General features: G+C 71.7%; 13 protein-coding genes. 4 read left to right on the forward strand and 9 right to left on the reverse strand.

The features are described from left to right. Positions 1–41: 41 nt before the first annotated feature. Together ACLVWQ_RS36170 and ACLVWQ_RS36175 are read right to left on the reverse strand one after the other, a co-directional pair. Positions 42–1,337: an STM4014 family protein gene (locus ACLVWQ_RS36170; RefSeq protein ID WP_414113506.1), complete on the reverse strand. Its 1,296-nt coding sequence runs from the start codon at positions 1,335–1,337 to the stop codon at positions 42–44. A gap of 36 nt (positions 1,338–1,373) precedes the next feature. Continuing rightward, positions 1,374–2,342, reverse strand: a complete 969-nt coding sequence (locus ACLVWQ_RS36175; protein ID WP_414113507.1) for an STM4015 family protein — start codon at positions 2,340–2,342, stop codon at positions 1,374–1,376. A gap of 220 nt (positions 2,343–2,562) precedes the next feature. On the opposite strand from ACLVWQ_RS36175, the gene ACLVWQ_RS36180 reads away from it, so the two are divergent. Both ACLVWQ_RS36180 and ACLVWQ_RS36185 read left to right on the forward strand, forming a co-directional pair. After that, positions 2,563–2,889 carry a hypothetical protein gene (locus ACLVWQ_RS36180; RefSeq protein WP_414113508.1) on the forward strand — a complete coding sequence of 109 codons (327 nt, stop codon included), beginning with the start codon at positions 2,563–2,565 and terminating at the stop codon, positions 2,887–2,889. An 88-nt stretch (positions 2,890–2,977) separates the two neighbouring features. Continuing rightward, positions 2,978–4,003, forward strand: a complete 1,026-nt coding sequence (locus ACLVWQ_RS36185; RefSeq protein WP_414113509.1) for a DUF6745 domain-containing protein — start codon at positions 2,978–2,980, stop codon at positions 4,001–4,003. A 33-nt stretch (positions 4,004–4,036) separates the two neighbouring features. On the opposite strand, the gene ACLVWQ_RS36190 is transcribed toward ACLVWQ_RS36185, so the two are convergent. The 5 genes from ACLVWQ_RS36190 to ligA all read right to left on the reverse strand — a co-directional run bounded on the left by ACLVWQ_RS36190 (position 4,037) and on the right by ligA (position 9,090). Beyond that, positions 4,037–4,957, reverse strand: a complete 921-nt coding sequence (locus ACLVWQ_RS36190; RefSeq protein ID WP_414113510.1) for an endonuclease/exonuclease/phosphatase family protein — start codon at positions 4,955–4,957, stop codon at positions 4,037–4,039. Positions 4,958–5,290: 333 nt separating this feature from the next. Next, entirely contained in the window at positions 5,291–5,731 is a 441-nt protein-coding gene (locus ACLVWQ_RS36195; protein WP_414113511.1) for a hypothetical protein, read from the reverse strand. A 329-nt stretch (positions 5,732–6,060) separates the two neighbouring features. Next, complete coding sequence (locus ACLVWQ_RS36200) at positions 6,061–6,207, reverse strand: hypothetical protein (RefSeq protein WP_217456678.1); 147 nt, start codon at positions 6,205–6,207, stop codon at positions 6,061–6,063. A 96-nt stretch (positions 6,208–6,303) separates the two neighbouring features. Further along, positions 6,304–6,882, reverse strand: a complete 579-nt coding sequence (locus tag ACLVWQ_RS36205; RefSeq protein ID WP_414113512.1) for a hypothetical protein — start codon at positions 6,880–6,882, stop codon at positions 6,304–6,306. Positions 6,883–6,957: 75 nt separating this feature from the next. Next, positions 6,958–9,090, reverse strand: a complete 2,133-nt coding sequence (gene ligA / locus ACLVWQ_RS36210; protein ID WP_414113513.1) for an NAD-dependent DNA ligase LigA — start codon at positions 9,088–9,090, stop codon at positions 6,958–6,960. A 159-nt stretch (positions 9,091–9,249) separates the two neighbouring features. Here ligA and ACLVWQ_RS36215 point away from each other — a divergent pair, with 159 nt between their 5' ends. Beyond that, entirely contained in the window at positions 9,250–9,939 is a 690-nt protein-coding gene (locus tag ACLVWQ_RS36215; RefSeq protein WP_414113514.1) for a hypothetical protein, read from the forward strand. A 176-nt stretch (positions 9,940–10,115) separates the two neighbouring features. Here ACLVWQ_RS36215 and ACLVWQ_RS36220 read toward each other — a convergent pair whose 3' ends face one another. Then, positions 10,116–10,682 carry a hypothetical protein gene (locus tag ACLVWQ_RS36220; protein WP_414113515.1) on the reverse strand — a complete coding sequence of 189 codons (567 nt, stop codon included), beginning with the start codon at positions 10,680–10,682 and terminating at the stop codon, positions 10,116–10,118. Positions 10,683–10,977: 295 nt separating this feature from the next. Then, positions 10,978–12,168, reverse strand: a complete 1,191-nt coding sequence (locus tag ACLVWQ_RS36225) for an FAD-dependent oxidoreductase (protein WP_414113516.1) — start codon at positions 12,166–12,168, stop codon at positions 10,978–10,980. Positions 12,169–12,561: 393 nt separating this feature from the next. On the opposite strand from ACLVWQ_RS36225, the gene ACLVWQ_RS36230 reads away from it, so the two are divergent. Beyond that, positions 12,562–14,376 carry an ABC transporter ATP-binding protein gene (locus ACLVWQ_RS36230; protein ID WP_414113517.1) on the forward strand — a complete coding sequence of 605 codons (1,815 nt, stop codon included), beginning with the start codon at positions 12,562–12,564 and terminating at the stop codon, positions 14,374–14,376. The last annotated feature ends 41 nt before the right edge of the window (positions 14,377–14,417 follow it).

Below are 14,417 nucleotides of genomic sequence, written 5' to 3' on the forward strand. Positions count from 1 at the left end.
TGATGTCCGAGGGCGGTACGGGGCCGGCGTCGGGCTCGGAGTCAGGCTGGGGCATGGGCTGTCCTCGGCAGACGGTGCGGTGGTGCGGGCCGGCCGGGCGACCCGGGAAACCCGGCCGGTTCAGGCGGCGTGGACAGGTCGTGACCGGGGCCGGGGCGCAATCCACCAGGGACGTCGGGGCACAGTCCGCGGCAGAAGGAGCCGGCCGCGGCGACCTGCGCCGCGTACGTGTCCTGCCCCTCGGCCTCACTGCCCGGCAGGCCGGTGAGGCGGGGGAGCAGGTCGCCGAACGCGTTGACCTCGCCGACGGCGAAGCGGCGCCAGCCGATGGCGGGCAGCAGATCGACCCCGACACACAGCGTGCCGGGGAAGCAGGCGGCGGCCCGCTCGGCGGTCTCGACGGCCGAGGCCCACCGGTCGCCGGCCAGCGCCCGCACGGCCGCCAGATCTCCACGCGCCCCGCCGAGATGGAGATTGGTCAGCGGGGAGCGGCTGGTGCGGACCACGGCGTGGGTGGCCCGGCCGCCCACGACCACGATGCGCAGGTCGGCCGATCTGCCGCCGAGCGCGGCCTTCGGCAGCCACCGCTCGACATGCAGCCCGTCGGGAGCCAGGGCGTCGACGATGGCGGCGATCTCCGCCTGTGCCGTGTAGCGGCGCAGCCGCAGCGAGTTGTGCAGCCGTCCGCCCTCGGCGAGCTCCACCGACGTCGTCGCACGGATCCGGCCCGAGGCGCCGGTCTCGATCGCCAGGACACCGGAGGCGGACGAGCCGTGGGCGAGCTTGACGAAGACGCGCCGCATGCCCGCCGTCTCCATGGCGTCCCGTACGTCCGCCCAGCCCCTGACGGGTGTGCGGCCGCCGGACGTGGGGGACGGCGGCACCGGCACGTCCGCGCGGACGAGCCGCTCGTGGCACAGCCGTTTGTCGAACATCACGGCCAGGTCCGCCGGGTCGTCGAGGCGCAGGCCCCCGCGCAGCGAGGCCACACCCCCCAGGAACCGCGAATACCAGCGCGCGGAGCCCTCCACCCGCGTCGGATCGGTCATGCCCCGCAGGGTCGCGTCCACGCCGGCGTCCTCCCCGGGGGAGTCGAGGCGGACGACCTCGTCGTCGGCGAAGTCGTGTCCGCCGTCGCGCAGTACGTCGTGCCACTCGACGACCCGGGGTGTGCCGTGTCCCGCGGCCTCGGCGGCGGCGGTGAACAGACCCACCCTGCGGTTGCCCCCGTTGGCGACGACCACCCACTTCGGCGGGGCGTCGGTCCTCGGCGGTGCGTCCGCCGTGGCCGGTGTGCCCGCCGACGGCGGTGTGCCCGCCGGTCCCGTACGGCGCATGTGGTCCCCCTCCCCTCGTCCGGTCCTCGCGGCGCGCTACTCGCCCACCGCGACGAAACGCCAGACCTCACCGTCGTCGTCCTCGTCGTCCTCGGCGTCGTCCGCGTCGACGTCGACCTCCACCCCCGCGGGCTCCAGCGTCTCGAGGAGCCGGGTGCGCAGGGCCGCACTGAGGTAGTTGTGGTGCAGGTCGAGCCTCTTGAGGTGGGTCAACGGCTGGCCGGTCAGCAGCGCCGTGGCCCCGTCGTCGGTGAGCACCCCCATGGAGACGTCGAGTTCCTCCAGGCGTGCCACCACGGGGGCGGACGCGAGGGACGCGCATATGGCGTCCTGGATCTCGCTGTTGCGCAGGGCGAGCCGGGTGAGGGAGGGCAGCCGGGTGCCGGCGAAGAAGGGCTCCAGATCGGCGATCTCGCTGTCTCCGCCGTACTCGGACGTGCCCAGCCACAGGTCGAGTTCGACGAGGGCGGGCAGGTCGCTCGCGGCGATGCCGCGCACGGCCTTGGCGGGCATGCCGCCGGTCTCGACGGTCAGCCTGCGCAGCCGCTCGTGCCGGACGGCGGGGAAGACCAGCTCGTTTCCGCCGCGGACGCCGAACTCCTCCAGGGCGGGGAAGGCTTCGAGGAGCGGACCCATGTCGCCCTGGGTGATCCAGGAGATCTCCGCCTCCTCCATCGCGATGTCCCCGACGAACAGGCCCCGCAGCGCGGGCAGCCGGTCACGGGCCGCCACCAGTGCCCCGACCACCTCGTCGGGAGCCGAGTCGTACACATCGCTCCACGCGCCCACCACCAGCGCCCGCACCCGCCTGGTGTCGACGGCCGCCGCGAAGCGGGCGAAGGCCGCGTCCCACTGTTCGTCGGAGTCGTAGGAGTTCACCGCGATGTGCCAGGCGACGGACTCGGGTGACGGAAGGGAGGACGCGTCGGGCATCGGTTCGTCGATGTCCGGAAAATGGAAGGCCGGCAGGCCGTGGAACTCCGTGAGGTGGCTACCGATGGTCATGCGCGCCTGCTCCTTCGCCGAGGTCGGTGGATCGGTGGATCGGCGGTCATGGGCCCGGAACCCGGCGCGCGCCGACCGCGTCCAGGTACCGGAGTTCTACCAAGTCCCACTGACAACGCCGTGAACGGGGGTCCCCCGCGCCGGTGCGGAGGGTGATTGTCAGTGCCCGCCTCTAGGGTTTTCTCCAGGGCACACGGTGTGCCGCAGCGGGAGGAGACCCATGTACCGGCAAGGAGACGTCCTGATCGTGGCGCTGGCCGAGAGCGCGGTGCCGGAGCACGCGGCCGACGCGGCGTCCGAGCCGCGCGACGGCCGCGGCAGGCTCGTCCTGGCACTCGGTGAAGTCACCGGCCACGCCCATGCGGTGGTCGGTCCGGGACGGCTGATCCGCGAGGCGGGCCTCTTCGGCCCGATGCTGCTGCACGTGCCCGACGGAGCCCGCGTGGTGCACGAGGAACACGCGGCGATCCCGCTCCCCAAGGGCTGGTACCGCGTCATCCGCCAGCGGGAGTACGTGCCCGGCTCGGTGCGCGTGGTCGCCGACTGACGAGGGGCGTACCCGCACCACCCGGCCGCGGTCCGTGGGGCGGCGGCACAGTACTTGCGGCACAGCATCCGAAAGAGGAACGGCGTCGATGGATCAGAACAGTTGGCGGGCGGCGGCAGCGGCGACAGGACCGGGCGACCGGGCGGCGGCCGAGGAGGGCGTACGACTCGCCTACCGGCGAGCCGGCCTGCCCGAGCCCGAGCGCATCGTGTGGACCCAGTCGCCCCGCAAGGCGGTCCGCATGCTCATGGTGGCGGCACGCCCGGACGGCTCGGAGCGGGACACCCTCGGCGCGAGCGTCCGCGACACCGTGCTGGGCGCGCCCTGGGCCGCCGAGAGAGCACGGCTGCACGCCCGACTGGGCCCGGAGGGGTGGAGCGGTCACTGGCGTGCCACGGCGGCGGGCCTGTGGGAGTCGACCCGCACCCTGGTCGACCGGGTGCGGGCGGGCATCGTCGAGGAACTCGCCACCGACCGGAAGGAGGAGACACAGATCCGCCTCCTCCTGCTGGACGCGGCACTGGGACAGCACGACGCGGCCTGGCTGTGCGCGTTCGACTCCGGCGACGAGAGCCCCCTGGGAGGCCTGGCCGCCGTGGCGCGCGACGCGGGCTGGTGGTGGCCCTACGAGAAGGTGGCCATCGTCAGCGAGCGCCCCGTGACCCTGCACCGCGACGAAGCGGGACGCCTGGACCGCGGCGACGGACCGGCACTCGGCTACGCGGACGGGTTCGAGCTGTACGCCTGGCGGGGAATGCCCGTCCCGCGCGACTTCCTCGACGAACTGACCAGGCTGACCCCCGAGCGCATACGCGGCGAGGAGAACGCCGAACTGCGCCGCGTCATGCTGGAGCACTACGGCTACGACCGGTACCTGGACGAGTCCGGCGCGAAGCCCGTCCACCGCGACGAGACGGGGGTGCTGTGGCGGGTCCAACTGGTCGGTGACGAGGACGTGGTGATGGTCGAGGTCGTCAACTCCACCCCGGAGCCCGACGGCACCAGCCGCACCTACTGGCTGAGGGTGCCGCCGACGACCCGCACGGCCCGCGAGGGGGTGGCCTGGACGTTCGGCATCGGCGCGGAGGCGTACGAGCCGCTCCGGCAGACCTAGGGTCTTGGCGGGACGGGAGTTCGGGGGAGCACGTCAGGGGGCGGGAGGTGAGTCGCCGTCGTCGCGGCCGAGGCTGATGTCGACGGCGACGGGCAGGTGGTCACTGCCGGTGGCCGGCAGGGTCCGGACACCCGTCACGGTCGCCGAGCGGGCCATCACATGGTCGATCCGGGACACCGGGAACGACGCGGGCCAGCTGAAGGCGAAGCCCCGGGACCCGCCGGTCGAGTCCATCCGCGAGAGGACGGGATCCAGGCCCCGGTCGTCCACCGAGCCGTTGAAGTCACCGAGCAGGATCACCGGGTCCAGCCTCTCGGCCGCGAGGGCCGCGCCCAGCAGCTCGGCGCTCTCGTCCCGCCGACCGGAACCGAGACCGGCCGGTCCGAGGCGGATCGAGGGCAGGTGGGCGACGTACACCGCGATGTCGCCCCGGGGGGTACGCACGGTGGACCGCATCCCGCGGTTCCACCCCGCGCCGATCCCGGCCGGTCTGATGTCCACCGGGCGGACGGCCGACAGGGGATGCCTCGACCACAGCCCCACCGTTCCCTCGACCGCGTGGTACGGGTAGTCAGGGCCCAGCGCCTTCTCGTAGGCCGGCAGCGCGGAGGGTGTCACCTCTTCCAGCGCGACGAGGTCAGGCGCGCCCTCGATCAGGGCCCGCGCGGTGCCCGTGGGGTCGGTGTTCACGTCGCTGACGTTGTGCTGGACCGCCGTGAGATCGTGCGGGCCGCGGTCGTCCGCCAGGAGCCGCCCGCCGAACAGCTGCGCCCAGACGGCCGCGGGCAGCAGCACGACCACCAGCGCGGTGACCGAGCGGCGCAGCACGGCCAGGACCGACAACAGCGGAACGGCCAGACCGAGCCAGGGCAGGAACGTCTCCAGCAGGCTGCCGAAGCGGCCCACCGTATTGGGCACCACGGAGTGGAAGGCCAGTAGAGCGGCGGTCAGCACGGCGAGCGACGCGAGGACACGCCCACGCGCCCACCGCGACCGGCCTTTCGCGTCCGGGCCCCAATGCCGCCAGGGGAGGTGCCTGCTCCACCGAGAGGGCGACCCGTCCTGCGATCTGGTCGCCACCGCCACACTGCCGTCCGCCCGCTCCACCGAACTCCACCCGTCTGTCCTGGAACCGCCTTCGCCCCCGGTCACGGGCGGGCGTGCCCATAACGACGCGCAGCGCGGTGATCGGGTTCCGGATCCGGGTGCGAGCGCGAACGGGCCCGTCGGAGCGGAGAGCTCCGGCGGGCCCGGTCGCAGGTTGCCGTGGCGGCGGCGTCCGTCACCTCAGAGACGGCCGCCGCTGAGACGGGAGAGCGGGCCGCGCTGCCGCAGACCGGCACGCCGGCCCGCCGTGTAGGAGCAGAGGACCACGGCCACGGTCCCCGCTCCGGCGGCGGCCGCCACGGCCTTCCTCGTCTTGAGGAGGGCCCAGGCCACGCCGGCCCGACCCGCCGTCTGCCGAGCGGCCGTGGACACGGTGCCCTGCACCGTCCTCGCCGTCTCCTTGGCCTTCTGCGACGTGGCTCCGCCGATGTTCACCAGGGCTTCCTTGCTGCCACGGCCGACGGCCCCGGCGGCGTCCCCCGCCTTCTTCACCGCCTCGGTGGCGGCCTTCTGCGACTCCTCAGCCGGCGCTTTGGCACCTTCGGTCACGATGTTCTTCGCCACTTGCGCGTGCGCGGTGGGCGACTGTCCGTTCGTGGTTTTGTTGTGAGCTCCAGCCATGACACCCGGGTATCCGGCTCGGCGGTCGCCAAACGGGAATGCTGTCCGGCGAATCTCCGCCCACGGACGGCCGGTTCCTCTCGCCGGCTCTCCCGGGGAGTGTGCTCCGGCAGGCGTCGGGGCTGATATCATTGATCTTGAGCGCACGGCAGAACGACAGTGCGTCTCGCGTCGGTGGTCCAAGGAAAGACGCCCCGCTTCCTGCGGGGAAATGCAGGTGCAAGGCCTGCCCGGCGCTCCACAGAACCCCACCCGCATGTCGCGGGTGGGGTTTTCGCGTGAAGAAGGCGTGAGGGCCGAGAGAACCTCGGGCGCCGGTGCCGCCGGGGTCAGCGGCGACCGCGCAGCTTGCCCAGCAGCCGCTGGGCCTGGGCGCGGCGCCGCGGGTCGGCGGAGGCGCGACGGGCCTGTTCGATGGTGCGCCGTCCTTGCGGGCTCCTGGCGAACTGCTTGATCTTGTTCAGAATGCCTGCCATGGCTCTACTCCTGTGGAGGGGGACGGTGGTGCGGTCCGTGCACAGCTCCGTATACCCCGCCACGGGCGGTCGACAACGGCAACCGGTCTTCGCATGTCACGGGGTGAAGGCGTCGGTGAGGCGGACCGTGTAGCCGTCGTCCTCCATGAGGAGGACGGTGACACCGAAGGGGGAGGGGTGGTCGAGCTCCAAGGGGGTGAAGGAGTAGTCGAGGGCGGCCCGGATCGGCGGAGACAGTTCCCCGTCCGGCTGCGGTCCCGGCGCGGGGAGCCACGTGGGTCCGGCCCCGGCGGTGCCGCCGGCGGCGGAGTCCAGTGGCGCGTGCGTGTGCGTGTAGGGGAGCTGGTGCAGTACGTGCCCCTCCTTGGTGGCGTGCACCAAGTTCAGGCAGGGAGCGGGAGCGGTGACCGGAAGCCCGCACGCGGCGGCGACGTCCTGGGTCTCCCAGGCGAGGACGACCTCGTCCGCGCTCGCCGCGGAGGCGACGTTCGAGAGCTCGACGATCGCGGACATCGCGTCCTTGCCGACCTGGGTGGGACGCAGCCCGACGAGCCCGACCAGTTCGCCCCGTACCAGGGGCATGAGGACCGGTCGGGGCACGGTTCCCTGCGCCAGATCCGCGCTGTACGCGTTCTTCATCGATGCGACCAGCGTGTCCCAGGTCTGCGTGTCCACGGACTTCCCCTCACCCACAGCTTGTTCACGAGCGACGCTGAGCCTGTCACGGCGGCCCGGTCGCGCGCCAGCGGGCTATGCGAGGTAGTCGGTGACGAGGGCGGCGAACTCGTCGGGGGTGGCCAGGCGGATGCCGAGGGTCTCGGCCTTGGCGCGTTTGGACCCGGCCCCTTCTCCCGCCACCACCAGGGCCGTCTTCTTGGAGACGCTGGAGGAGGAGCGGCCTCCGGCGCGCTCGACGAGTTCGTTCATCTGGTTGCGACTGAGCTTCTCCAGCGGACCGGTCATCGCGCCGGTCACGACCACCGTCATCCCGGCCAGTGGCCCGCCCGCGGGCTCCGAGCTCTCCGAGTCCTGCGAGCGCTCCCGGGCGCCGTCGGAGCTGTCGGTACCGTCGGACCGGTCGTCGTCGGCGACGGGCGGGCTCGGCGGGGTGGCGCCGGGCTCCGTCATGTTCACCCCGGCGGCGACGAGCTTGTCGATCAGCGGGGCGAGTTCGGTGAGTTCGGCGACGATCGACGGCGCCTTCTCGGTGCCGATGCCCTCGACCTGCCGCATCGACTCCACGTCGGCTGCGCGGAGGTGGTCCATCGTGGCGAAGTGGCGGGCGATACGGCGGGACATCGACCGGCCCGTACCCCGCACTCCCAGCGCGCACAGCACCCGCGAGAGCGGCCGTCCCTTGGCGGTGGTGAGCGCCGCGAGGAGGTTGTCGGTGCTGGTCCCGCCCATCCGTTCCAGACTCAGGAGTTGGTCGCGGGTCAGGGTGAACAGATCCGCGAGGTCGGCCACCAGGCCCGCCTCGACGAGCTGGACGACGCGGGTGTGACCGAGGCCCTCGATGTCGAGCTGGTCGCGGCCGGCGGCGTACGAGAGGGAGGCGACCAGATGGCAGTTGCGGCCGTTCTCGCAGCGCCAGCGCTGCTCGCCGGTGTCGATGCCGCTTCCGCACCGCGGGCACACCTCGGGGAACACGATGGGCTGTTCGGCGCCGGTGCGCAGATGGGCGACGGGGGCCTCGATCCGGGGAATGACGTCGCCGGCCCGGTGCACCATGACGTGGTCGCCCAGCCGCAGATCGCGTCGGGTGATGTCGGCCGGGTTGTGGAGGGTGGCGTACGTGATGGTGGCCCCGTCGATGACGACCGGTTCGAGGACGGCGCGCGGGGCGATGATGCCGGTACGGCCCACGTTCCACTCGACCTCCAGGAGGCGGGTGATCTTCTCCACCGCGGGCAGTTTGTAGGCGATGGCCCAGCGCGGGGCACGGGAGCCGGACCCCGCGGCCCGCTGGTCGGCGGCCAGGTCCGCCTTGACGACGATCCCGTCGATCCCGAACGGCAGTTCCGCGCGCAGCCCGGCGATCTCCCGCACCCGCGCCAGGACCTGCTCGGCCGTGTCGGCGGTGGTGCCGGGGACCGCGGTGCCCGCGGTGGTGTGCACACCGAGTCCGGCGGCGTGGGCCATCAGCTCGCTGTGGGACAGCTCGCGCAGCCGCCCGGCGAGTTCGGCGTCCGTGTCCGGCAGGGGCAGCAGGCCGTAGCCGAAGAACGTCATCGGCACGGTGTAGGCGCGCTCCTTCGCTCTCAGGGTGCCCGCCGAGGCGCCGCGCGGATTCGCGAAGGGCTGGCCGCCGTGCGCGGTGCGCACGTCGTTGCCGTGCTCGAACTGGGCGGTGGTCATCAGGACCTCACCGCGGACCTCCACCGTGACGGGCTCGGCCAGGACCTCCGGCAGTCCTTCGACGGTGCCGATCGCGTGCGAGACGTCCTCCCCGGCCGTGCCGTCCCCCCGGGTGATCAGACGCTCCAGACGGCCGGCCCTGTAACGGGCCGCGATCGCCAGGCCGTCGAGCTTCGGCTCGACACTGAACCGCTCCACGTCGCGGCCGAGGCGCCGGGCCAGCGAAGCCGTCCAGGCGGTGAACTCCTCGGGCGAGAACACGTTGTCCAGGCTGAGCATGGCCACCGTGTGCGGCACATCGCCCTCGACGGCACCCCCGGCGACCTTTCCGGTCGGTGAGCCGGGCAGCACCTCGTCGGGATGCTCCGCCTCCCACGCGGCGACGGCGCGCACCAGCCGGTCGTAGGTGTCGTCGTCCATGGGCGAGGTGCCGCCCGTGTAGTAGGCGGCCGACGCCTTCACGGCGTCCTCGACCGCCTGCGCGTAGGCGGCGGCATCCACGATCACTGCAACGGGTGAGGTCATGCGGTCATCCTGCCTGCCACCACTGACAACGGCCCCTGTCCGCGGCCGCGGCCGGTCGTCGGCGGGGCAACCATGCGACGGGACCGGCGGTCGTACGTCATGTCGTGCGCGTGACACAGCACGTGGCGCGGAACCAACCGGACACAGGGGGAGGCAGGTATGCGGAAGACGCGGGTGAACCGACTGCTGGGAACGCTGCTGGTCACGATGGCACTGGTGTTCGCGGGACCGGCCGTGGCGCGGGCCGCGGGTCAGGGGAGCGGCGCCGCCGAGGACGTACCGCGTGTCGGGACGGCCGAGATGCAGGTGCAGTCGTTCGACGCGATCGTCCCGCAGCCCTACACACCGGATCCCGACGCGTTCTTCGGGCCGTACAAGTGCCGGCTGTACATCCGGGACTACTGGCCCACGGCCGGCTGCGGCGGCTTCTCCCTCTACACGACCCTGAGCCATGTGCGCGAGCAGCCCGGATACATCGAGGGGGTGGAGGACAACTCCTACTTCCGGGCGACCGCCGACACGTCCCGTACCTTCGGCTGCACGGACGCGAACGGTGTCTTCGACCAGGACACCGCCTTCGAGGTGACCGAGCGGCGGGGGATGTCCTCGTACTACTACACCCCCAGCACGTCGTACCTGCTGTACCAGTACCGCACCACCGGGACGACCGACCTCGGGCCGGGCTGGTTCGTGAACTTCGCACCGGTGGACGTCGACTGCGCCGAGGGCATGACACCGACGCAGTACGACCTCAGGGTCCACGAGGTGCGGGTCACCCTTGAGGAGTCACCCGTCTTCGGCGACCGCACCTGGGAGTTCGGCCCGTTCACCGCGGTCAGCGGCGCGTGACGGGACGACAGCCACCGCCGCGACGGGAACGACGTGATCCAATGCGGGATGACATCGTTCTGGACCGGCGAACGGATACGCCTTCGTGGCATCGAGCCCGACGACTGGACTGCACCCGACGCGTTGAACCGGTCGTGGGTGGCCGGGCCGGCCTGTGCCGCCGACGAGGAGAGGGATCAGCCGGCCGTCGCGGCCGGCCTGGGCTCGGTGTCGGCCGTGTAGAAGACCGAGGAGCCCTGCTTGCTGCGGTGGACACTGCTCCTGGCGACCAGGTTCTCGAGGCTGGTGCGTACGACGGTGGTCCTGATGGTGCGGTCGGGGTGGGCCGCGGTGAGCGCCGCGGTGACCTCGGCCGCGGAGCGCGGCTCGTTCTGCTCTTCCAGGTGAGCGCGGATCAGGTCGATCAGGCTCGGCTGGGATGCTGACTCGGCTGCCTGCGCCGCGGGCTTCCTGGCCGCGGACTTCTTCTCGGCAGGGGCAGCTGTCTTCTTCTGCTTGGACTGCTTGACCTGCTTGGACTGCTTGCTCCGGGCGGACGGGCTCGCGCCGCCGAGCGCCTGCTGCATGTTCACCAGGATCGTGTGGTCCTGCCGCAGCGCGAGCAACTGCTCCTGCAGGGCCGCGATGTCCGCGGCTACCCGGTCCTGCTCCTTGGCGTTGCTCTCGAGGTCGTTCGTCACCTGTGCGATGTACTGCGAGGTGAGTTCTGTGGGGCGTGCGGTGGAGGTCTGGTTCTCAGGCATGACTGGAGCCTCTCTCTCGGTCCGCCGGCACATGTGCGAGAAGGGGGAACGCGGTGTGCACGGGTGGGGAGCGGGACGGTGTCTGTCAGGGTTGGACCGTCAGAAGGACACAACTGCGTACTTTGCGCCAGTGTAGAGATAGTACGCACGACCTGAACGCGCTGTTCCCGGTACATGTCTCATCGACTGCCGTACCCGACGCGGGCCCGAGTCACCAGAGACCCGGGCCATGTGCGGTGTCACGTGTGTGGTGTCACCTGTGCGGTGTCACGTGTCTGGTCCCAAGGCGAAGAGGTCAATTCACAGTCCCTGCCGCGGTCCACAGGTCGGTGTGCCAGTCCAGGTGTCGTACGAGTTCCTCGTCGCCGGGACGGGAGGCGGGCGCTCCCCGGCCGGGACGGGACGGCGGGGGAGCGCCGCGCGAGATCCTCCCGCTGACCGTGACGTTCTCCTCGACGCGGGGACGGCGCAGTGACTCGTAGAGGGCGAGCGCGGCCTCGGTGCCGGGTGCGTCACGCAGGGACTTCGCGAGGAGGACGGCGTCCTCCAGCGCCATCGACGCCCCCTGACCCGTCGCCGGGGACGCCGCGTGGGCCGCGTCCCCGATGGTCAGGGTGCGGCCGGAGCGCCAGGGCGTGCCGGTGGGAATCTCCGTGGCGTCGGTGACCATGAGGCGCTCGGTGGTGGCCGCGACGATGTCCGCGGCCGGGGTGCTGTCCTCGCGCAGCAGCGACAGGAGCAGCTCGCGCCAGTGGCCGGACGAGCCGTGGGCGATCTCGTCCGCGGACAGGGGCCCACCGGCCACACGCGCGAACCAGTACGTCTCCCCGCCCGGCGACACCGCGTAGCCGAAGGCCGCCGAACTGCCGCGCACCATGGTGATCCGCTCGCTGTCTCCGGCGTCCTCCCCGGCCACGCTCCGGTCGCCGGTGCAGCCGTAGAAGACACGCTGTCCCGCGTGGACGGGCTGTACGTCAGGTGCGATGCCCTGCCGTACGGCGGAGTTGAGGCCGTCGGCCCCGACGAGCAGGTCGCCGGTCGCGGTGGCGCCGTCGGCGAAGTGCGCGGTGACCGCGTCCGCGTCCGGGGTGTCCCGGACGGAGGTGAGCCGGGCTCCGTGCCTGATGTCGATGCCCCGGCGAACGGCCTCCGCCTGCAGCGCGGCGGCCAGTTCGCCGCGGGGCAGACAGCGGAAGCGCAGGAGCGGGTCGTCGGCCTCGCCCAGCGGCACCTGGGCCACCGTGGCGCCCGTGCCGTCGAGGACCCGCATCGAGCGCAGCGGGAAGCCGACGGCCGTGACCGCTGCGGAGGCGTCGATCTGGGCGAGCGCCCGCATGCCGTTGCTCGCGAGGGTGAGGAACGCGCCGATGTCCGCGGCCGATTCGGGGTGCGCCTCGTACACGGTGACGTCCGCCCCGGCCTTGTGCAGGGCCAGCGCGGACGCCGTGCCGGCGATCCCGCCGCCGATGACAAGAATGTGCGTCACGTCATGTCTCCCACTCGTGCACGTGCGGCCCGACTGCCACGCGAGTACCTGGTGAACGGCCCGACGACTCCCATCGTTCCAGGAAACACCCGGTTGCGGATTCGCACGTGCGCATGGGGGCTGATGAGTGCCGAAGGGTGCTGACGGGTGCCGACGGGTGGGAAAACTCGTGGACTCCGCACAGGGCGTCGCGGGACAATCGGAGTCCTGGCCCACCCGCACTCGCACACGGCGCAAGGTGACTGCGCGGGGGCTCCGTTGTCGATCCCCGCCCTTCGGAGACGACCTGAGCGAGGCATCGCCCGTACCGGACCGCGGCCGGGCACCGAGGCAACGGCATCTCCCCCGAGGAGCGGGCGACGGGCTGCCGTACGACGACGACACGGGGTGAGGATGGGATCGACTGAATCACGCAAGGTTCAGCCGGGCAAGGGTGCGGTGTTCCTCGCACTTCGTCACTACGGAAGGGAACTGGCGCGGTTCCGGCTGTTCGCGGTACCCGCGTTGCTGCTGCCCGCCCTGGGCAACATCGGAATCAACTACGTCGCACCGCTGATCGTCGCGAAACTCGTCGGCCGGATCGCCGCCGACGGCGGTATCTCGGTCACCGCGGCGTTACCGTACATTCTCGGCTTCGCGGGCGTCCTGCTGCTCGCGGAGACACTGTGGCGCCTGGGCCTGCACTGCCTGAACCGGCTCGCCGCCCGCGGTATCGAGGATCTGTACGTGATCGGCATGGACGAACTGTTCGCCAAGGACGCGGCCTTCTTCCACGACAACTTCGCCGGGTCGCTGACCAAGCGGGTGCTGAGCTTCGCCTCCCGGTTCGAGGAGTTCGTCGACACGCTGACGTTCCAGGTCGTGGGCCGCCTGGTGCCACTGGTGTTCGGGTCGGTGGTGCTCTGGCACTACGAACCGCTGCTCGTCGTCGGCCTGTTGACGATGATCGTGCTGACCGCGCTGTGCGTGGTGCCCCTCATCCGCCGCCGGCAGCTGTTGGTCGACAAGCGTGAGGAGGCGATCGCCCGGGTGTCGGGCCATGTCGCCGACAGCCTGATGAACATGGACACGGTCCGGGCGTTCGCCGCCGAGGAGCGCGAGGCCGCCGAGCACCGGTCCCGGGTCGCCGAGTCGCGGCGGCTCACCCTGCGGGCGTGGGACTACGGCAACCTGCGCATCGACACCCTGGTCGCGCCGATGTCGGTGCTCACCAACGCGCTGGGCCTGCTGCTCGCGATCGCGCTGAGCGGCGGCGGGCACGGCGTGGAGGCGGTCGTGGTCGCCTTCACCTACTACACGAACGCGACGCGGATCATGTTCGAGTTCAACCAGATCTACCGTCGTCTGGAGAGCTCGATGACGGAGGCAGCGCAGTTCACCGAACTGCTCCTGATGCCGCCGACCGTGCTCGACCCCAGGTCGCCCGAGCCGCTGCGGTCCAGGGCCGCCGACGTGCGCTTCGAGAAAGTGACCTTCGCCCACGCGGGGGCGGGCCCCCTTTTCGAAGGACTCGAACTGGCCGTGCCCAGCGGGACGAAGATCGGGCTCGTCGGCCGCTCGGGCGGAGGCAAGACCACCCTCAGCCGGCTGCTGCTGAGGATGACGGACCTCGACGCGGGGCGGATCCTGATCGGGGGACAGGACATCAGCCGGATGCGCCAGGCCGAACTGCGCGGCCTCATCGCCTATGTGCCGCAGGACCCGGCGATGTTCCACCGCACCCTGCGGGACAACATCGCGTTCGCCCGGCCGGACGCCACCGACGGGGAGATCCGCCACGCGGCGGAGATCGCGCACGTCACGGAGTTCGCCGACGCGCTGCCCGAGGGCTTCGACACCATGGTCGGCGAGCGGGGCGTGAAGCTGTCGGGCGGCCAGCGCCAGCGGGTCGCGCTCGCCAGGGCGATCCTGCGCGACGCGCCGATCCTGCTGCTGGACGAGGCGACCAGCGCCCTGGACTCGGAGAGCGAGGTGCTTGTCCAGGAGGCGCTGTGGAGGCTCATGGAGGGCCGGACGGCGCTCGTGGTGGCGCACCGGCTGAGCACGGTCGCCACCATGGACCAGCTCGTCGTCCTGGACCGTGGCCGGATCGTCGAGCAGGGCACACATCAGGAGCTGCTCGCCACCGAAGGCGCCTACGCGAAGCTGTGGCAGCACCAGTCCGGCGGCTTCCTCGACGACGACCCCCTGGGGGCCGAGGTGCGCTGAGACCGGGAGAGGTCCGGGAGAGGTCCGGGAGAGGTCCGGGA

Source organism: Streptomyces sp. CWNU-52B (assembly GCF_047444975.1).
Taxonomy (GTDB): Bacteria; Actinomycetota; Actinomycetes; order Streptomycetales; family Streptomycetaceae; genus Streptomyces.

Coding starts and splice junctions, on each gene's coding strand:
- ACLVWQ_RS36170 (WP_414113506.1), bottom strand. CDS start 1,337: ATGCGCCGTACGGGACCGGCGGGCACACCGCCGTCGGCGGGCACACCG.
- ACLVWQ_RS36175 (WP_414113507.1), bottom strand. CDS start 2,342: ATGACCATCGGTAGCCACCTCACGGAGTTCCACGGCCTGCCGGCCTTC.
- ACLVWQ_RS36180 (WP_414113508.1), top strand. CDS start 2,563: ATGTACCGGCAAGGAGACGTCCTGATCGTGGCGCTGGCCGAGAGCGCG.
- ACLVWQ_RS36185 (WP_414113509.1), top strand. CDS start 2,978: ATGGATCAGAACAGTTGGCGGGCGGCGGCAGCGGCGACAGGACCGGGC.
- ACLVWQ_RS36195 (WP_414113511.1), bottom strand. CDS start 5,731: ATGGCTGGAGCTCACAACAAAACCACGAACGGACAGTCGCCCACCGCG.
- ACLVWQ_RS36200 (WP_217456678.1), bottom strand. CDS start 6,207: ATGGCAGGCATTCTGAACAAGATCAAGCAGTTCGCCAGGAGCCCGCAA.
- ligA (WP_414113513.1), bottom strand. CDS start 9,090: ATGACCTCACCCGTTGCAGTGATCGTGGATGCCGCCGCCTACGCGCAG.
- ACLVWQ_RS36215 (WP_414113514.1), top strand. CDS start 9,250: ATGCGGAAGACGCGGGTGAACCGACTGCTGGGAACGCTGCTGGTCACG.
- ACLVWQ_RS36220 (WP_414113515.1), bottom strand. CDS start 10,682: ATGCCTGAGAACCAGACCTCCACCGCACGCCCCACAGAACTCACCTCG.
- ACLVWQ_RS36230 (WP_414113517.1), top strand. CDS start 12,562: ATGGGATCGACTGAATCACGCAAGGTTCAGCCGGGCAAGGGTGCGGTG.